Origin of the sequence: Zobellia sp. 1_MG-2023 (assembly GCF_030549125.1) — a bacterium.
Taxonomy (GTDB): domain Bacteria; phylum Bacteroidota; class Bacteroidia; order Flavobacteriales; family Flavobacteriaceae; genus Zobellia; species Zobellia russellii.
This window is the reverse complement of sequence record NZ_JAUOSY010000007.1, coordinates 200,311-219,279: the sequence shown is the minus strand read 5'-3', so window position 1 is coordinate 219,279 and position 18,969 is coordinate 200,311. Positions and strand designations below refer to the sequence as shown.

15 protein-coding genes and 1 pseudogene are annotated in these 18,969 nt (G+C 42.0%); 11 read left to right on the top strand and 5 right to left on the bottom strand.

All coding sequences use genetic code 11. The features are described from left to right. The 7 genes and pseudogenes from Q4597_RS15435 to Q4597_RS15405 form a co-directional block, all read left to right on the top strand. A pseudogene (locus tag Q4597_RS15435) lies at positions 1–3,576 on the top strand (hypothetical protein); the annotation flags it as partial. 72 nt (positions 3,577–3,648) lie between these two features. Beyond that, entirely contained in the window at positions 3,649–5,625 is a 1,977-nt protein-coding gene (locus Q4597_RS15430; RefSeq protein ID WP_303406986.1) for a gliding motility-associated C-terminal domain-containing protein, read from the top strand. 8 nt (positions 5,626–5,633) lie between these two features. Further along, positions 5,634–6,584 carry a type IX secretion system membrane protein PorP/SprF gene (locus tag Q4597_RS15425; protein WP_408065841.1) on the top strand — a complete coding sequence of 317 codons (951 nt, stop codon included), beginning with the start codon at positions 5,634–5,636 and terminating at the stop codon, positions 6,582–6,584. 121 nt (positions 6,585–6,705) lie between these two features. After that, the gene (gene idi, locus Q4597_RS15420; RefSeq protein ID WP_289040971.1) at positions 6,706–7,251 is read left to right on the top strand and encodes an isopentenyl-diphosphate Delta-isomerase; all 546 of its coding nucleotides are present in this window, start codon (positions 6,706–6,708) and stop codon (positions 7,249–7,251) included. Then, positions 7,235–7,642 (top strand): 6-carboxytetrahydropterin synthase, encoded by a 408-nt coding sequence (locus Q4597_RS15415; RefSeq protein ID WP_215912473.1) that lies wholly within the window; start codon positions 7,235–7,237, stop codon positions 7,640–7,642. The genes idi and Q4597_RS15415 overlap by 17 nt, the downstream gene beginning before the upstream one ends. A gap of 30 nt (positions 7,643–7,672) precedes the next feature. After that, complete coding sequence (locus tag Q4597_RS15410) at positions 7,673–8,635, top strand: type I phosphomannose isomerase catalytic subunit (RefSeq protein ID WP_303406978.1); 963 nt, start codon at positions 7,673–7,675, stop codon at positions 8,633–8,635. 77 nt (positions 8,636–8,712) lie between these two features. Further along, positions 8,713–8,982, top strand: coding sequence for a hypothetical protein (locus Q4597_RS15405; protein WP_215441054.1), 270 nt, complete (start codon positions 8,713–8,715; stop codon positions 8,980–8,982). 43 nt (positions 8,983–9,025) lie between these two features. On the opposite strand, the gene Q4597_RS15400 is transcribed toward Q4597_RS15405, so the two are convergent. After that, a complete protein-coding gene (locus tag Q4597_RS15400) occupies positions 9,026–9,727 on the bottom strand; it encodes a DUF4369 domain-containing protein (protein WP_303406976.1) in 702 nt (233 codons plus the stop codon). A gap of 287 nt (positions 9,728–10,014) precedes the next feature. Here Q4597_RS15400 and rpiA point away from each other — a divergent pair, with 287 nt between their 5' ends. The 3 genes from rpiA to Q4597_RS15385 are packed head-to-tail and all read left to right on the top strand — an operon-like array spanning position 10,015 to position 13,279. Further along, the gene (gene rpiA, locus Q4597_RS15395) at positions 10,015–10,689 is read left to right on the top strand and encodes a ribose-5-phosphate isomerase RpiA (protein ID WP_303406974.1); all 675 of its coding nucleotides are present in this window, start codon (positions 10,015–10,017) and stop codon (positions 10,687–10,689) included. A gap of 45 nt (positions 10,690–10,734) precedes the next feature. After that, complete coding sequence (locus Q4597_RS15390; RefSeq protein WP_303406972.1) at positions 10,735–12,303, top strand: YdiU family protein; 1,569 nt, start codon at positions 10,735–10,737, stop codon at positions 12,301–12,303. 10 nt (positions 12,304–12,313) lie between these two features. Beyond that, the gene (locus tag Q4597_RS15385; RefSeq protein WP_303406970.1) at positions 12,314–13,279 is read left to right on the top strand and encodes an aldo/keto reductase; all 966 of its coding nucleotides are present in this window, start codon (positions 12,314–12,316) and stop codon (positions 13,277–13,279) included. 26 nt (positions 13,280–13,305) lie between these two features. On the opposite strand, the gene Q4597_RS15380 is transcribed toward Q4597_RS15385, so the two are convergent. From Q4597_RS15380 to Q4597_RS15370, 3 genes are read right to left on the bottom strand one after another with little or no spacing between them, the layout of a single operon-like run. Further along, positions 13,306–14,622, bottom strand: a complete 1,317-nt coding sequence (locus Q4597_RS15380) for a DUF819 domain-containing protein (RefSeq protein WP_303406968.1) — start codon at positions 14,620–14,622, stop codon at positions 13,306–13,308. Positions 14,623–14,653: 31 nt separating this feature from the next. Beyond that, a complete protein-coding gene (locus Q4597_RS15375; protein WP_303406966.1) occupies positions 14,654–15,457 on the bottom strand; it encodes a Cof-type HAD-IIB family hydrolase in 804 nt (267 codons plus the stop codon). A 33-nt stretch (positions 15,458–15,490) separates the two neighbouring features. Beyond that, entirely contained in the window at positions 15,491–17,740 is a 2,250-nt protein-coding gene (locus Q4597_RS15370; RefSeq protein ID WP_303406964.1) for a penicillin-binding protein 1A, read from the bottom strand. A 106-nt stretch (positions 17,741–17,846) separates the two neighbouring features. Here Q4597_RS15370 and Q4597_RS15365 point away from each other — a divergent pair, with 106 nt between their 5' ends. After that, positions 17,847–18,617 carry a S1/P1 nuclease gene (locus Q4597_RS15365; protein ID WP_303406962.1) on the top strand — a complete coding sequence of 257 codons (771 nt, stop codon included), beginning with the start codon at positions 17,847–17,849 and terminating at the stop codon, positions 18,615–18,617. Positions 18,618–18,635: 18 nt separating this feature from the next. Here Q4597_RS15365 and Q4597_RS15360 read toward each other — a convergent pair whose 3' ends face one another. After that, positions 18,636–18,914, bottom strand: coding sequence for a TIGR03643 family protein (locus tag Q4597_RS15360; protein ID WP_303406960.1), 279 nt, complete (start codon positions 18,912–18,914; stop codon positions 18,636–18,638). Positions 18,915–18,969: the final 55 nt, after the last annotated feature.

The following is an 18,969-nucleotide window of genomic DNA, read 5'->3' as shown; positions in this document are numbered from 1 at the left end:
CCAACGGTCACACCAAGCAATAGTGGTGTAACTTATGTAGACGAGGTTGCTGGACAATTATATGTTTATGACGGTACCACATGGAATGCAGTAGGTGGAAATGCTACGCCAGATTTAGATGGTGACCCAAATAATGAGATTCAAACCATTACCTCTACGGACGGCTCTGTAACCTTAAATCAAACAGGTAATGATTATGACCTTTCCGTAAATTTCCCTGCTGGAAGTGATAATCAAAATATCGAAAGTTTAGCAATAAATACAAGTTCAAATGTACTTACTGTGGGTATTGAAGACGGGAATAGCCAAACAGTAGATTTATCACATTTAGATGATTCGGGTACGGACAACCAAAACATTCAGAATTTAACTTTTTCGGGAACTACTTTAACCGTTGGAATTGAAGGAGGAAGTTCTGACACTGTGAGTCTAGCCGATTTAGCGGATAATCAAAGTATTCAAGGGTCAGGTCTTTCGGGAAATACGTTAACAATAGGCATAGAAGATGGTAGTTCTGAAACGGTAGATTTATCAAGCTTAGCAAATACTGATAATCAGCAGATAAGTCTTACAGGAAATATCATCACTTTAGATAATGGTACAGGCCCGGATACAACCGTTGATCTTACAGATTTTAGAGATGATCAAAATCTTAGTAGTGCAGTTGTGGTGCCAAACCGATCCGTTGAAATACAAATTAACGATGGTACCAATACCACAATAGACATTAGGGATGAAGATTCGGACCCAACAAACGAAATAGAACTGCCTGCAGGTGGGAATAATGGACAAGTACTTTCTACGGACGGTACAGGAACTTATTCATGGATTAATCCGGATACAGGCCCACAAGGCCCACAAGGAGAAGTTGGTCCACAAGGTCCGCAAGGAGATACAGGCGCAACAGGAGCCCAAGGCCCACAAGGAGAAGTTGGTCCACAGGGTCCACAAGGGGATACGGGAGCCACAGGAGCGACAGGTCCACAAGGAGAAGTTGGCCCACAAGGTCCTCAGGGAGATACTGGAGCAACAGGTCCACAAGGAGAAGTTGGTCCTCAGGGTCCACAAGGAGATACAGGCGCCACAGGAGCGACAGGTCCACAAGGCCCGCAAGGAGATACAGGAGCTACAGGAGCAACAGGTCCTCAAGGAGAAGTTGGTCCTCAGGGTCCACAAGGAGATACGGGAGCTACAGGAGCCCAAGGCCCGCAAGGAGAAGTTGGTCCTCAGGGTCCACAAGGAGAAGTTGGCCCACAAGGTCCACAAGGGGATACGGGAGCCACAGGAGCGACAGGTCCACAAGGAGAAGTTGGTCCACAGGGTCCACAAGGAGATACCGGAGCCACTGGAGCAACGGGTCCTCAAGGTCCGCAAGGAGATACGGGAGCCACAGGAGCCCAAGGCCCACAAGGAGAAGTTGGTCCACAAGGTCCGCAAGGAGATACAGGCGCAACAGGAGCCCAAGGCCCGCAAGGTGAAGTTGGCCCACAAGGTCCACAAGGAGAAGTTGGTCCTCAGGGTCCACAAGGAGATACCGGAGCCACAGGAGCAACGGGTCCTCAAGGTCCGCAAGGAGATACGGGAGCGACAGGTCCACAAGGTCCACAAGGAGAAGTTGGTCCTCAGGGTCCACAAGGGGATACGGGAGCCACAGGAGCAACAGGTCCACAGGGAGAAGTAGGCCCACAAGGCCCGCAAGGAGATACGGGAGCAACAGGTCCTCAAGGTCCACAAGGAGATACAGGAGCAACAGGTCCTCAAGGTCCACAAGGAGATACGGGAGCCACAGGAGCCCAAGGTCCACAAGGTGAAGTTGGTCCTCAGGGTCCACAAGGGGATACGGGAGCCACAGGAGCAACAGGTCCACAAGGTCCGCAAGGAGATACGGGAGCTACAGGAGCCCAAGGCCCACAAGGAGAAGTTGGTCCTCAAGGCCCGCAAGGAGCTACAGGAGCCCAAGGTCCACAAGGTGAAGTTGGCCCACAAGGTCCGCAAGGAGATACAGGCGCTACAGGAGCCCAAGGCCCGCAAGGTGAAGTTGGTCCTCAGGGTCCACAAGGAGATACGGGAGCAACAGGTCCTCAAGGTCCACAAGGAGATACAGGAGCAACAGGTCCTCAAGGTCCACAAGGAGATACGGGAGCCACAGGAGCCCAAGGTCCACAAGGTGAGGTTGGTCCTCAGGGTCCACAAGGAGATACAGGCGCCACTGGAGCAATAGGTCCACAAGGCCCGCAAGGAGATACCGGAGCCACTGGAGCAACGGGTCCTCAAGGCCCGCAAGGTGAAGTTGGCCCACAAGGTCCACAAGGAGATACAGGAGCTACAGGAGCAACAGGTCCACAAGGGGATACAGGCGCCACAGGAGCCCAAGGCCCACAAGGAGAAGTTGGTCCTCAGGGTCCGCAAGGAGATACGGGAGCAACAGGTCCACAAGGTCCGCAAGGAGATACGGGAGCCACAGGAGCCCAAGGTCCACAAGGTGAAGTTGGCCCACAAGGTCCGCAAGGTCCTCAGGGAGATACGGGAGCTACAGGAGCCCAAGGCCCACAAGGAGAAGTTGGTCCTCAAGGTCCACAAGGAGATACAGGAGCCACAGGAGCAACGGGTCCTCAAGGTCCGCAAGGAGATACAGGCGCTACAGGAGCCCAAGGCCCGCAAGGTGAAGTTGGTCCTCAGGGTCCACAAGGAGATACCGGTGCCACAGGAGCAACGGGTCCACAAGGTCCTCAAGGACCGGCCGGTCCGCAAGGAGCCCAAGGTCAACAAGGTCCACAGGGGCAACCAGGTCAAAACGGACAAGACGGTCAGGATGGGGCTCAGGGTCCTCAAGGCCCTCAAGGCCCTCAAGGTCCTCAGGGACAACCAGGTCAAGATGGTCAAGACGGTCAAACTGGAGCTACCGGCCCTCAAGGCCCAGCAGGTGATCCTGCCACAGATGATCAAACTTTGTCAACTAATGGCAATGCAGGTCATGTGGCAATTTCAGGCGGAAATGCTATAACTTTAAATGTAAACGATGCCGACTCTGATCCAGGAAATGAATACAATACAGGATTTGCAGTAGTTGGTAATAACTTGAGATTAACAGATGGTGGTGGTTCTAGAAATGTGCCATTATCATCTTTGGGAACTGATGATCAATATGACGATGAAGTTCCGCTTAGAGTAGCGATCGATGTTGATGATGCAGGTAAAAATGCAGCTCAGGGTTATGTAGAAGAAACTAATGTACAAGAGGTAATACAGGCAATAGCTCCAATAACGTCTAAGGCAGCTAGAATTTTCTATCCACCTTCTATAGAAGTAGACGCTTCAACAAATGGAACCGGTAGAACTATAGACTTGCACGCTCAATATGTTGCACAATTCGGTTCGCCAATGGTAGCTAGTGCCTCGGCACCAGCAGCTATTCCAACATATGCCAATACGGAGTTGTATTACTATGTTACTTTTTACGATACGGCAGTTTTTGACAATGTATCCGTAAATGCATCCGGAATAATGACCTATGATGTTATTGGACAACCAGCAAGCTATAACTCGTTGATCAATGTAGTTTTTGTAGTAAAATAATCTAAACGGTAACCAATCGATTTGAAAGCGATAACTACATATAAAAAACTGGCCCTCAGTTTGGTTTTTGCCATGCTGGGGTTTACCGTCTCCAATGCTCAGTATTTATTACGCGCTCCAGATGACACCCCAGAAGAAACCAGAACCAACTTTCGCTGGTATGAAGCGCAGGACACCAGTACTATTTTAAGTACGGATTCCTTCTTGGAAGTAAATGATCAAGGGATTTATTTTGCTACTTATGATGGCACCTTATGTGGTAAGAATGCAACCAGTTATTTTATAGTAACCAACTGTAATTCACCTTATAATGAAGTAACACTGGATATTAGTGATAATACGGATAACCTTTCTTCGGGAGCAATAGTGAGTTGGAACCCTCCTTTGCCAGGAGACCAGAGTGCTCCTATGGTTATTGCCACGCAGAACGTGGAGCGCTATATAGCTACTATTACTAAGGCTGGTAATGCAAAAAGTCTACCTAGTTTTACCGTAGTCTGTATTGATGAGTCGGCCATTCTGGTTGATGATCTCGTTACTGTAGACGAAGATGATTCAGTGGTAGTGGATATTTTTGACAATGATAGCGAGCTGCCTACACAAGGTACACTTACCGCAACCGATCCGGCAAACGGAACGGTAAATATTGATAATAGCGGAACACCTAACGATCCTACAGATGATATTGTGACTTACATTCCGGATCCTGATTACAATGGTCAGGATACGTTCAATTATACGGTCTGTAATATTTTTGGGGACTGTAGTACGGCTACGGTTACAGTAGATGTGCTACCTATTTTGGATACTCTTGATGATAGCATAGCTACTACAGAAGATACGCCGGTTGAATTGGATATTCTTGGGAATGACAATGATATTCCAACAACAGGAACTTTAACGACCACGGACCCAACAAATGGAACGTTAGTATTGGATAATAACGGTACACCCAACGATCCATCCGATGATAGGGTTACTTACACACCAAATGAAAACTTTGATGGAAGCGACTCGTTTACTTATACGCTTTGCGATACGGTAGGTAATTGTGATACAGCCACGGTAATTATTTTGGTAACAGATGCCATTGATTTGGATACGGATGATGATGGAATCTTAGATAGTTTTGAAGATTTGAATTTAGATGCCGATAATGACCCGTCTACACATCCAACGGATACGGACAATGATGGCATTCCGGATTATTTAGATATTGATAGTGACAATGATGGTATCCCGGATAACGTAGAAGCTCAAACCACTATTGATTATATCCCGCCAAGCGGATTGGATTTAAATGGAAACGGAGTGGATGATGCCTATGAAAATAATGGTGGATTAGGAATTATCCCAGAAGATACGGACGGAGACGATTTACCGGATTACGTTGATGATGATAGTGATAATGACAATGTTCCGGATAGAATAGAAGGGCATGATCATAATAGAGACGGTATTCCTGACGTTACTTTAATTGGTTCGGATAAAGATCGCGATGGTCTTGATGACGGGTACGAAGGCGAAACGGCAATTGATCTTGATGTTAATGATGAAATAAACGATCCATATAACGATTTACCAAATACGGATGGCGATGGAGAATCTGATTATAGGGATACGGATGATGATAATGATGGTATCCAGAGTAAAGACGAGGATATAAATATTGATGGGAATTATGCCAATGATGATACGGATGGCAATGGTATACCGGAATATTTAGAGCCTAACGCAGAGGAAGAACCTATTGAGGTATTTAACGTAGTGACGCCAAATAATGACGGAGCCCATGACGTACTGACCATAACTGGGCTGGAAAACTACCCGGATAACTCAATTCGGATTTATAATAGATGGGGTGTTCTTGTATATACTACACAGGCTTACAACACCGAAGGAAACGTGTTTGACGGAACCTCTCAAGGAAGGGTTACTGTTGATGCAGATAGAAAATTACCGGTTGGTACGTATTTCTATATTTTAGATTACAAAGATGCTCAAGGTGAACAAAAATCACTTTCAGGATATATATACATTAACAGATAGCAGTAATGATGATCCCAAATCTCAGAATAACCGCTTACAAACTAGGTGCGCTACTCGCCGTTCTTATTACGGTTGGTATACAGAATGTCGTTGCACAACAAGATTCTCAGTATACCCAATATATGTATAATACGGTGAGCGTCAACCCTGCTTATGCGGGTTCTCGAGGTCATATTAGTACAGCACTCTTGCACCGTTCCCAATGGGTAGGGTTGGATGGAGCTCCTACAACGCAGACCTTCAACATACATTCCCCTATTGGGTATAGAGGTGTGGGCCTAGGTGCTTCAATAGTTAATGATAAAATTGGCCCTACTTCCGAGACTTATATTGATATAGACTTTTCATATACGGTATACACATCCTCGGAAGGTAGATTAAGTTTTGGGCTAAAGGGAAGCGCCCATTTACTGGACGTTCGTTTTTCGGAACTCAATCAATTTACAACAGATACAAGTTTACAGAATGATATAGACAACAAGTTTTCGCCCAATGTTGGTGCAGGTATCTATTACCATAATGAGAGGTTCTATGCAGGTCTTTCCGTTCCGCGTATATTACAGACCCTTCATTTTAAAGATGGTCCGGCACCGTCAACGGCCAAAGAACAGATGAACTTTTACCTTATAACAGGCTATGTTTGGGATTTAAACGATAACATAAAGTTTAAACCCGCTTTATTGACCAAACTGGTTACTGGAGCCCCATTGCAAGTTGATATTTCGGCAAACTTTATGTTTAGTGAAAAATTTATCCTTGGAGCGGCCTATCGTTGGGATGCGGCGTTCAGTGGTATGCTAGGATTCAATATTTCCAAGAAGTTCTTGATCGGTCTTGCCTATGATCGCGAAGTTACCGAGCTGGGCAAAGCGGTCTATAATTCGGGCTCTTTTGAAGCCATTTTAAGATATGATTTTATAAGCACAAAGGGTAACTTAAAATCACCTCGTTTCTTTTAGAGGTTTTTATAAAATTGACTCACTTTCCTTAATTTATCATCTTCTCTTCATACGATACTAACTTAAAGGTATTATTTTTGTCCGGAGGCGCTTTTTTTGTGCCTTGTAAAAAAGGAGATATTTGAAAGAAGAAGAAGTAATCTTGGTAGACCAAGACAATAACCAAATAGGAACAATGCCTAAAATGGAGGCGCATGAAAAAGCTATGCTTCATCGCGCATTTTCTGTTTTTGTAATGAATGATAAAGGTGAGACGATGTTGCAGCAACGAGCTGCCCACAAGTACCACTCTCCCAATCTTTGGACCAATACGTGTTGTAGCCATCAACGTGAAGGCGAGAGCAATATAGAGGCGGGAAAAAGAAGATTACAAGAAGAGATGGGTTTTGTTACCGAACTTAAAGAACTGTTTTCTTTCATCTATAAAGCGCCATTTGATAACGGGTTAACGGAGCATGAGTTTGATCATGTTATGATGGGTAGTTATACCGGAGAACCAAAAATTAACCCGGACGAGGTAGCGGATTGGAAATGGATGAAGCCTTCTGATATTAAAAAAGATATGGCACAAAATCCGGAAACGTATACGGCGTGGTTCAAAATTATTTTCGAGAAATTTTATGACCACATAAGCCAAAATTCAATTGAGGATGAAAGTAAAGGTTAGTAGAAAGGCCCATTTTAATGCCGCCCATCGTTTGTATCGTAAAGATTGGAGCGATGATAGGAATGCTCAGGTCTTTGGCAAATGCAACAACCCCAATTACCACGGCCATAATTATGAGTTGATTGTTAGCGTTACGGGAGAAATAGACCCCGAAACGGGCTTTGTTATGGATATGAAAGTTTTAAAGGATTTAATTGGCGATAAAGTAGAGGATGCTTTGGATCATAAAAATCTGAATGTTGAAGTTCCGGAATTTAAAGACGTTAATCCAACTGCAGAAAATATTTCAATTGTTATTTGGAACAAACTAAGACCTCATATTAATGAAAGGCACGAGCTTGAGGTTGTATTATATGAAACCCCCCGAAATTTTGTCACCTTTTCAGGATAGAACATAAACTAATAACTATAAAGAAACACTATGCATCCCTTAAAATTCAATCCTATTTTAAAAGAGCGCCTTTGGGGCGGCACTAAACTTAAAGACGTTTTGGGCAAGCCAATTGAAAACGATATCACTGGCGAAAGTTGGGAGCTTTCTACGGTTCCGGGAGATATTTCTGTAGTTTCCAACGGAGATTTGGCGGGTGCGTCATTACAAGACCTAATAGAAAAAGATCCAGAAAGTGTATTGGGAAAAAGTGTTTATGAACGTTTTGGAACCGATTTTCCAATATTAATCAAGTTTATAGATGCTAAACAAGATCTATCCATTCAGTTGCACCCCAATGATGAGTTGGCCAAGAAACGTCACAACTCTTTTGGGAAAACTGAAATGTGGTATGTTATGGATGCGGATGATGATGCCAGCCTAATCGTTGGTTTCAATAAAGATGTTAGTAAAGAGGAGTATGCAGAAAGTATGAAAAACGATACGCTTCTAGACCTTTTAAACTATGAAAAGGTTAAAGAGGGCGATACTTTCTTTATTAACACAGGAAAGATTCATGCAATTGGTGCCGGTGTACTCTTGGCAGAAATCCAACAAACATCAGATGTTACATATCGTGTTTTTGATTTCAATAGAAGGGATAAGAACGGAAACCTAAGGGAATTGCATACAGAGCAGGCTTTAGATGCTATAGACTATAATAAGAAAGACGACTTTAAGGTAAAGTACGATAATACTAAAGACAAGGTCAACCAAATGGTTGATTGCCCATATTTTAAAACGGATTTTCTGGATTTGAATGCAGGAATGACACAAGATGTTACCAATCGTGATTCGTTCACCATTTTTATGTGCGTAGGAGGTGCGGCTACTATTGCCAATGAAAATGGCAGTGTACAAATCCAAAAGGGAGAGACTACTCTTTTACCGGCATCGTCCAACACTATAAAAATAACAACAGAGGGAACGAAACTTTTAGAGGTAACCATTTAACCTCTTAAATATTTCACTCTATATATTTTGTTCAAATTGAGTATAAATAGCGTATTTTTGCGTAAAATTTATTGATAATGGCAAGTGTAAAAGAATTAAAGAAGGATATTAATAATGTCTTGGGAGACATCATAGAAGCGGTATACATTGTAGAAGCTGCCAATGCTAACCAAGAATCTAAAGAAGGAGCAAAGGTTATTGATGAAGCTATTGAGACTTTTGATGACCTTATTCAGAAAGTGAACCAAAGAGGTGTTGAGAATAGAAAGAAGCACCTAAATGCTGTTCGCCAAGAATTGGAAACAAAGGCAACAGGCCTTGTTGAAAAAGTGAACAAACTAGGTTAGACCTAACAAGAATTAAATAAAAAGCCCGCTATTGCGGGCTTTTTTACTTTTTGATCTTTTCTAGATACGTTTTTAATTGTTTACCGTATTTAGATTCCGAGACTTCGGGCGTTAGTACATTATAAATAGAATCAAGATATTTTACGTTGGCATCGGGAACTTCGGTCAAAGCTATATAAGGCGCTATGTAAGAGTTCTTGTTGTTAAGCGCGTAGTTTAAGGAAAAAGCATAACCGCGCTGAAGATTACGGTCGCTAAGCTTCTGAACGGAATCCAATTGCAATGAATCCAAAACGTTTTTAGGGTCGTTGGCCAATTGAATGATCTCTAAGGTTTTCATGTTAAAGCGAGACATGGTTTTTCTGTACTCTTCCAGTTTTATCTGGCTTTCAGAACCCGCAATTTTAGCATTGGTATCAAAAGTGTTCCAAGACGTGTTGATCGTAATTGTACCGGGCTCTCCAAAAAAGGTGATACGGTCGTTTACTTCATTGGCATCCTTTTTATTTAAATAGAGGTAGAAAATCTCTGGGCTTTCTAGCTCAGTTGTAAACGTAAAATTACCATCGCCTTCTATTTGTAAAGAATCTATAGTAGTCAAAACGCTATCCGGTACGTGTTGTAAGTAAAGCGTACCTTTTTTTAGTCCCTTTACGTTCCCGGTTACGGTCATGGTGTTTTTTGTGCTGCCTCCACATGATAGCAACAGTAAAGAAATTGCACTTAAAAGAAATATGTTTTTCATGTTCAGTTTTTGGTGGCGCAAATATCTATATTTTTTTTGGTTTACTCATTAATCGGTATTTAAATGCTTTCGGGTACGGGTTGTTCTTTAAATAGGTCTAGTGGTTTAACCTTTGGGTAGTTTACTCAAGAAGCTATTTTTAAAATTGATGAGCAGTTCATAAATGTGCAGTATTTTTGTTTGGATGAGAAGAAAGAATATAGCTAAAATTACGACCAATAAGGGCTATGATTCTATAAATAATTCAATATCTTCTCAATCATTAATTTTTTAATACGGAAGAATATATGAATGCTGAAAATGAAAAATGGATTGCGGCCATTGCTTCCGCGGATTATGTAAAGAACGGAATGATCGTGGGCTTAGGGTCTGGATCTACGGCGGCTTTTATGATTGCGGAATTAGGGAAGCGGATTGCAGGCGGACTTATTATGAAAGGTGTGCCGTCATCCGATGCTACGGCCAGGCTGGCCAAACAGGCAGGCATATCACTGCTTTCTTTGGATGAAGCGGGTACCATGGATATCAACATAGACGGTGCCGATGAGTTTGATTCCAAATTTCAGTTGATAAAAGGTGGGGGAGGTGCATTGCTCCGCGAAAAAATATTGGCCCATAATTCAAGATTCAACATCATCATAGCGGATTCGGGCAAACAAGTTGAACGTTTAGGAAAATTTAAGTTGCCCGTAGAGACCATTCCTTTTGCAACGGAAACTATCATTTCAGAATTGAGCACAATGGATTTGAACCCTCGGTTACGCATGAAAAATAATGAGGTGTATAAAACAGATGAAAACAACTGTATTTTGGATATCGATATTTTTCAGAAGGATGATTTAAAAGCGTTGAACGATGTGCTCATTCAAATTCCTGGAGTGGTGGAGACGGGACTTTTCCTTTCTTCTACGGATATAGTTCTTATGGGGCAGGGAAATAAGGTGGTCACTTTAAAAAAGTAGCTTTTTGCCCTCTCGTAAGTTATGGGCAATGGAAAAATGAAACAAATGAAATTCAATATACAAGAGACGTTCAATAAGGAATTACCGGCTGATCTCATTATGGAGAATAGCAGAAGACAGGTAGAAAAAGCTTGTTTTTCATATGCTACTCCCAAGCAAACGACTAACCCAAGCTTGATTCATGTTTCACCGGAAATGGCGAACGAACTCGGCATTTCTATAGAAGACACTCAAACCGAAGAATTCCTAAATATCTTTACCGGTAATAAAGTCCTTGAAGGAACTACACCCTATGCCATGTGCTATGGCGGGCACCAATTTGGTAATTGGGCCGGGCAATTGGGTGATGGTAGGGCCATTAACCTTACGGAAATAGAACATAACGGGAAGCATTGGGCACTGCAGCTAAAAGGAGCGGGTGAAACCCCTTATTCCAGAACGGCGGACGGGCTGGCGGTTTTGCGCTCGTCCATTCGTGAATACCTGTGCAGTGAGGCCATGTACCATCTGGGCGTACCTACTACACGAGCTTTGTCCTTGGCGTTGTCCGGAGACCAAGTGCTTCGGGATGTGCTTTACAATGGCAATGCCGCCTATGAGAAAGGTGCTATTGTTTGTCGTATTGCCCCTTCTTTTCTTCGTTTTGGTAACTATCAGATTTTTGCCGCACGTGAAGATATCGCTACCATGAGAACGTTGGTGGACTATACTATAAAACACTTTTTTCCGGAATTGGGAGCGCCTTCCAAGGCGGTTTATGTACAGTTTTTTCAGGCTGTGGCAGATGCTACTTTAGATATGTTGGTACATTGGCAAAGGGTAGGTTTTGTTCATGGCGTTATGAATACGGATAACCTTTCCATTCTTGGTCTGACAATAGATTACGGCCCTTATGGCTGGTTGGAAGGTTACGACCATGGATGGACGCCAAATACCACAGACCGCCAGCATAGTAGATACCGGTACGGAAACCAACCTAATATAGGGTTGTGGAATCTATACCAATTGGCAAATGCGTTATATCCTTTGATTGATGAGGCAGCACCTTTGGAGAATGTTCTGGAGGGCTTTAAAACCAAGTTTGAGGAAAAGTATTTAGATATGATGAAGTCTAAAATAGGGCTTTTTAAAAAGGATGATTTGGACCAACAGTTGCTGAACGATTTAGAAGAAAATCTACAGCTTACCGAAACAGACATGACGTTGTTCTTTCGGAATTTAGCCGATATTAAAAAGGATGCGGGTGATGTAGATTCTTTCTTGAAAACCATTGGTGAAGCCTTTTATATGCCTGATGAGGTAGAAGGTGAAATTCTGGAAAAATGGACACTTTGGTTTACGGCTTACCAAAATAGATTGAAAAAAGAAACTTTTTCAGATGCCGAAAGAAAAGAAAAAATGAATGCGGTAAACCCCAAATATGTGCTACGCAATTATATGGCACAATTGGCGATTGATGATGCGGATAAGGGAGATTACGCTTTAATTTATGAGCTGTTTGTTTTGTTGAAGAAGCCGTACGATGAGCAACCGGAGTATGAAAAATGGTTTGCCAAACGTCCGGATTGGGCGCGTAACAAAGTAGGTTGTTCCATGTTATCCTGCAGTTCGTAAAACTAAATGTATGACAGACAATCCGTCTAAAACAAAAATTGGACTCGGTATGGCCGCTTTGGGTCGTCCGGAATATATAAATATTGATGAAGGCAATAGGGATAAGTCCTTAGTTGCTTTCAGGGCCAATGCTTTTAAGGTGTTGGATGCCGCTTATGAGAAAGGGGTGCGATATTTTGATACCGCCCCGTCTTATGGAAAAGGCGAGGAGTTTCTAAAAGATTGGCAGGATAACCGAGCACATACAGATGTAGTACTGGGTACCAAATGGGGCTATACCTATGTGGCCAATTGGCAATTGGGTTATGATGGTCCGCATGAAGTAAAAGAACACTCCCTTGAAAAGCTCACGGAGCAATGGGAGTTCTCTAAGGGGCTTCTTCCTTTTTTGGAGTTCTATCAAATTCATTCTGCAACATTTGAAAGTGGGGTGCTTCAGAATAAACCCGTATTGGAAAAACTACTGGAGATAAAAAGAACGACCGGACTTACAATTGGGATTTCTACAAGTGGGCCTAATCAAAAGGAGGTTATAGAAAATGCTCTCCAAATACGAATTGATGGCGAGGTGGTTTTTGATAGTTTTCAGGTTACTTTTAATATGTTGGAACAAGCCGTTTTACCAGTTTTACGTGATATAAAATTACAGGACAAAAAACTGATAGTTAAAGAAGCGATGGCCAATGGCCGCATATTTGAAAATGAAAAATATCCTCAGTATCAATCTTTGTATACCAAATTGAAGACTTTGGCTGAAAAGTACGAAGTAGGTGTAGATGCTATTGCATTGCGGTATGTAATGGACAAGGTACAACCGGACTATGTATTGAGCGGTGCTGCGGATATACATCAGCTGGAACAAAATTTAAAGGCGAATTCCTTCACTTTGAATGAAGAAGAATTAGCAGAGCTTACCAAGGAAAAAGTAAACTCCAAAGCCTACTGGGAAGAGCGTAGCCGGTTGAGTTGGGATTGATTTTCCGTGGATATGTTTTGCCCCATTTAAAGTGCCGAAGCAACTTCCATCAAGTAGGCACATAGCAGTGCACCGCCCGTACCCACTACATAACCAAAAACAGCTAGAAGTACCCCAACGGAAGTCAACGATGGGTGAAATTCCGCAGCTACAACTGGGGCCGAAGCTGCACCGCCTACATTGGCCTGACTTCCCACGGCCAAGAAAAAGAAGGGTGCTTTTATCAGTTTTGCTACAAGAATCAATAGTCCCGCATGAATAGAAATCCAGACAAGGCCAATAGCAATCAATCCCGGGTTTTCAAGTACTTTACCCAAGTCCATTTTCATACCAATAGTGGCCACAAGTAGATAAATGAACATACCGCCTATTTTACTGGCACCGGCACCTTCATAGTTTTTAGCTTTGGTAAAAGATAAGGCTATACCTGCCGCTGTGGCTATGACCACCATCCAAAAGAAACTGGACCCCAAGAAAGAGAGAAAGCTTTTTTGATCACGAACACTTTCAAACGAAATGGTCAGCATATCGCTAATATGATTACCAAAGAAATGTGCAATGCCAGTTGCGGTAAACGCAAAGCAAAGCATCATCATATAGTCTTTTAAGGTAGGTACACGGGTTATTTTTTCGGCGAAAGCGGTAACCTTGACCTTTAAAGTTTCAATAGCGGAAGTATCGGCTTTAAGCCATTTGTCAATTTGTTTGGTGCGGCCTACGCCTAGTAGAATAACAGCCATCCAGATATTGGCCACAACAATGTCTACCAGCACCATGGCGCCGTATTTTTCAGGATTGTATTTAAAGATTTCGTACATGGCCGCTTGGTTGGCACCGCCACCGATCCAACTACCGGCAATAGTAGAAAGCCCTCTCCAAATAGCATCAAAATCGTTTCCCCCTACGCTATCGGGAGAAAAGATAGAAACAACTAAAATAGCAATAGGTCCGCCAATAATAATACCAACACTACCTGTTAGGAACATAATAAGTGCCTTGGACCCTAAGCTCATAATCGCCTTTAAATCTATACTTAATGTCATAAGCACCAGCGCTGCAGGCAGTAAATACCTACTGGCAACATAATACAGACTGGAAGTATGGGTGATAACTTCACCGGTATCGCTCAAGGTCTGCCATTTTTCGGCAACAATACCTGTAGATGCCAATATACCTGGCAATAGGTAACACATAAGCACCCCTGGTACTATGCCGTAAAATTTACTCCAAAAACCTGTCTTTTGAGATGATCCATAAAAAATAAAGCCTAGACAGAGTGCTAATAGTCCAAAAACAACGGTATCATCGGTTATTAACGGGGCAGGTAATAAAGGTTCGGTCATATGATTTGTGGGTGCTTTTCCTCAAATATAATCAAATTACCAGATGCTTTTTAATATAGTCTGCTACACCATTTTCTGTATTGGGTAGGGTAACGGCATTGGCAATGGCTTTCACTTCTTCTCTGGCATTACCCACAGCAACACCACAACCACTGCTTTCCAGCATTTGAATATCATTGTAATTATCACCAAAAGAAATAACATGTTCTAGTGATTCATCTTCTTGTAATAAAGATTTTATGGCAGATAATTTTGAAACGGATCTTGGCGCAACTTCAATGAGCGTATCATTTGAGCGGTATAGGTTTAGGTGTTCCCCCAGTTTTTCTTCAAGAATAGGGTAGAGGTTATCGGCATCCTCTTTTGTGCTCATTAGCATTATCTTATGCGCACCAATATTGCGTTCTTCCCAGTCCAAAAGCGTTTCGGAGGTAGGTCTAAAAACCGGAGTGGTCTTGGTGTACTTTATTTCTTTCTGAACACGTTCAGAATCTTCTTCAACATACCATTCATTGTTGTAATATAAACCGAGTTTGGTGTCGTTCACTTCGGCTAAATGATATATTTTATCAAGATGTTCAGTACCAATATGTACGGATGAAAGTTCTTTATCGCCATCCAGCACCAAAGCGCCATTGTAGCAGATAATAGGTTGCTCTTCAATGGCCAGGTCTTTTTGTAAATACGTCATAGCACTTGGCATACGCGCAGACACCAAAATTATTTTTACCTGTGATTTAATTCGATTAATTTCTGCTATCGTAAATTCGGAAACATCACTTTTTGTGGTCAATAAAGTACCATCTAAATCTGAACAGAGTATTTTGTAATTCAAGTCGTTTGGTTTTAAAGTTTGTTAGGTTCGGTCTTAATTTCCTTGTCTGAACTTTTTGGTTTTCTTTTTGTCCGGGTTTTTGAACAAACGCTTAAAGAACCCATCTCGTTTTACCGGTTCGCAATCCAACATCTCTAAAGTTGCTGGGTTGGGCCGTTTAAACTGCGCCTTTGTAATTTCATTATAGTAAGGATGCTTGTTCATTTCCTGCATCCATTTGGCAAAGATAGGAAGAGCTGCGTTAGCGCCTTGCCCTAAACTGGTGCTTCTGAACCCTATCTCATGATTGTCCAGTCCCACCCAGGTTACATGTACCAATTTTGGCATAATGGCTACGAACCATGCATCCTTATTATTTTGTGTGGTTCCGGTTTTTCCGGCAATGGCATTGTTCAATTTATAGGTGGAACGGATTCTAGAGGCCGTACCCTTATCAATTGTACCTTTCATCATTTCTACCATAATTTGCCTCGTTTCTTCTGAAAAAGCGGTTTCACGAGCTCTTTTTGGCTTAAATTCGGTTAAGAGGGAATCTTTTCTATCCGTAATTTTTTCAATGAGATAAGGTAAAACAGCTTTTCCATCGTTTACATAACTGGCATAAGCGCCCGCTAGTTCATTTAAATATATTTCTCCGGTACCTAAGGCCAAAGAGGGTTGAGCAGGTAGTTTGGAGAAAATACCCATATTTTTGGCCATAGTGAGCACATTGTTGATGCCCGCTTTTTCCAAAACTTTTACCGCTACCGTATTTACGGAATGACTTAAGGCTTCTTCCATGGAATAGTTGAGGTAAGCCTCATCTTTCTTTCCGGAATTACTGGGAGACCAACCTTTTAGATTTTCGTACGCTACTTCTTCCGCAGAAAAATAGGTGCAAGGCAAAGTGCCGGTTTCTAATGCCGTTGTGTAGACAATAGGTTTAAAGGTAGAACCCACTTGGCGTTTACTTTGGGCCACATGGTCATATTTAAAATGCTCAAAATCTACACCACCGATCCATGTTTTAACGGCACCCGTTTTAGGGTCTAATGCCAAAGAACCGGTGTTCAAGAATTTCATATAATGTGTAATACTATCAATAGAATTGCCCTGGACGGTCTTTTCTCCTTCCCAATCCGTTAGCACCAATTCCTTTTTTATGCTTAGGGAATCCATGATTTTGTCATGCTTCAACCCTTGTTTCTTCAGTTTCCGATAAACATCCGAGTTTTTAACGACCTTTTCTATCAGCTTCTTATTGGCGCTCCATGGGGCATTTTTACCATAGCTTTTTTCAAAACTACTTTGTAATGCGGTCATATGCTCACGCATGGCTTCTTCCGCCCAGAACTGCATATTGTAATCTAAAGTGGTATACACTTTTAGGCCGGAAGTGTAGATATTATATTCATTACCTTCCTCTTTTTGCTTGTCATTCCATTTCAACAGTTGTTTTCTTACTTCTTCCCTAAAATAGGGCGCAAGTCCGGCATTGCTGTCAAAATCACGATAGTCCAGTTTTAAGGGGAGGTCGATAATACTGTCTTTTTGATCCGCGGATATATAATCGTTATTGGACATGGCCAGAAGTACCAGGTTTCTTCTGGTTAAACTTCTCTCGGGAAAAATACGAGGGTTATAGCCATAAGTGGCCTTGAGCATGCCCACTAAAACCGCTCCTTCTTCTACCGTTAAATCTTTTGCTTGTTTATTAAAAAATTTAAGGGAAGCACTTTCTATTCCAAAAGTATTGTCGCCAAAAGAAACGGTATTCAGGTAATGCGTAAGGATTTCATCTTTGGAGTAAATGTCCTCTAGTCGGGAAGCAATGAACATTTCCTTTATTTTATCCACTACGATATTGGCTCTTTTTCTATCCCTCCGGGGATATAAATTCTTAGCAAGCTGTTGGGATAGGGTGCTTCCCCCACCGGCAGATTGGTCTTGCATAAGTATGGTCTTTACAGCTACGCGCCCCAAACTTTTATAGTCTATGCCGTTATGCTCGTAAAAACGTTCATCTTCAATGGCCACCAATGCGTTAAGTACATTTTTGGGAATAGCCTCAAAAGCTATGGGCTGCCTGTCGTACAAATAAAATTTACCAATAAGGACGCTATCTGCCGTGTATACTTCCGAAGCCCTTTGGTATTGAAAATCCGAAAGTTCTTCCTTGCCGGGCAGTTTACCCCAAGCTCCCCAGTAAATACTTAGTATAAACAGAAAGGAGAAAACTATGAGTGCTATTAGGGTAAGCAGGGTATATCTTAATATTGGAGACTTTATTTTTTTTAAGATCAAATCCGTGAATTTTAGGTGTGCAATATCAAATTAAAAAATGAAACCCTAGGGTTTCTTAACAATAGATTTAACTTCAATTTTCTACTTTTGCGGCTAAATAAATTTCATGCGAAAAATAGTATTCTTTCTGTTCTTAATAACAACACTTTCTAACGCAAATGATGGTGAGTGGTCAAAAACCGGACACCGCACCGTGGGCGAAGTGGCTCAACATCACCTTTCAAAAAAAACCAGAAAGGCACTTAAAAAGTTGTTGAACGGAGAGAGTCTTGCTTATGTATCTACGTTTGCAGATGATATAAAAGCCGACAGGGCCTATAAAGAATTTAGTGCTTGGCATTATGTAAACATTCCCCAAGGAAAAAATTACGAAGATATAGAGCCCAGTGAGCATGGGGATCTTATAGTGGGTATCAATAAATGTATTGAAATTATCAAAGACGATAACAGTAAAAAGGAGGACAAGATTTTTTACCTTAAAATGCTGGTCCATCTAATAGGAGACCTACACCAGCCAATGCATGTAGGACGTTATGAGGATAAGGGGGGAAACGATATTCAGTTGCAATGGTTCAATACCGGAACTAACCTGCATAGAGTTTGGGATTCCAATATGATAAATGATTATGGTATGAGCTATACCGAGTTGGCTTCTAGTTTACCCCAACTTTCAAAAGAACAAGTAAAATACATTCAACAAGGTACAATTTATGATTGGGTAGAGGAATCTCAAGAAATTGCAGATAAACTCTATGATTCCGTTGAAGTAGGAGAGAAGCTATATTACCGTTACAGTTACGAATGGTGGGGCACGGTTGAAACCCAACTACAGAAAGGAGGGTTGCGTTTGGCCAAGGTTTTGAACGAACTATTTTAGATTTAAAAACGAAATAGTTTACCGTTTGGAAATTTTGTTCATAGATATATGGCGCTGCCGTGTACTCTTGAACCTATGGTCTTCCGTATTATTTAACTTGGCATGTTTGGTATTTCTGCCCTGAACTCGTTTACGCCACAACCTAAAACTTTTGGGTTTAAGGTGGTATCTCATAAGTTCAATAGTTTCCTGTTCCGATATGCCAAATTGGAAAGTTATAGCATCAAAAGGAGTGCGGTCTTCCCAGGCCATTTCAATAATTCGGTCTAATTCTCTTTCCGTAAATGTCTGTCTCATAGCATTACAAAAGTAATTAAGGACAAATTAATATTTGAACTCAATAGAACTAAAA

Bases quoted from the DNA above. Each gene is read 5' to 3' on its own strand.
- rpiA (WP_303406974.1), top strand. From the start codon at position 10,015: ATGAATGCTGAAAATGAAAAATGGATTGCGGCCATTGCTTCCGCGGAT.
- Q4597_RS15430 (WP_303406986.1), top strand. From the start codon at position 3,649: ATGCTGGGGTTTACCGTCTCCAATGCTCAGTATTTATTACGCGCTCCA.
- Q4597_RS15410 (WP_303406978.1), top strand. From the start codon at position 7,673: ATGCATCCCTTAAAATTCAATCCTATTTTAAAAGAGCGCCTTTGGGGC.
- Q4597_RS15365 (WP_303406962.1), top strand. From the start codon at position 17,847: ATGCGAAAAATAGTATTCTTTCTGTTCTTAATAACAACACTTTCTAAC.
- Q4597_RS15405 (WP_215441054.1), top strand. From the start codon at position 8,713: ATGGCAAGTGTAAAAGAATTAAAGAAGGATATTAATAATGTCTTGGGA.
- Q4597_RS15380 (WP_303406968.1), bottom strand. From the start codon at position 14,622: ATGACCGAACCTTTATTACCTGCCCCGTTAATAACCGATGATACCGTT.
- Q4597_RS15360 (WP_303406960.1), bottom strand. From the start codon at position 18,914: ATGAGACAGACATTTACGGAAAGAGAATTAGACCGAATTATTGAAATG.
- Q4597_RS15390 (WP_303406972.1), top strand. From the start codon at position 10,735: ATGAAATTCAATATACAAGAGACGTTCAATAAGGAATTACCGGCTGAT.
- Q4597_RS15400 (WP_303406976.1), bottom strand. From the start codon at position 9,727: ATGAAAAACATATTTCTTTTAAGTGCAATTTCTTTACTGTTGCTATCA.
- Q4597_RS15385 (WP_303406970.1), top strand. From the start codon at position 12,314: ATGACAGACAATCCGTCTAAAACAAAAATTGGACTCGGTATGGCCGCT.
- Q4597_RS15425 (WP_408065841.1), top strand. From the start codon at position 5,634: ATGATCCCAAATCTCAGAATAACCGCTTACAAACTAGGTGCGCTACTC.
- Q4597_RS15415 (WP_215912473.1), top strand. From the start codon at position 7,235: ATGAAAGTAAAGGTTAGTAGAAAGGCCCATTTTAATGCCGCCCATCGT.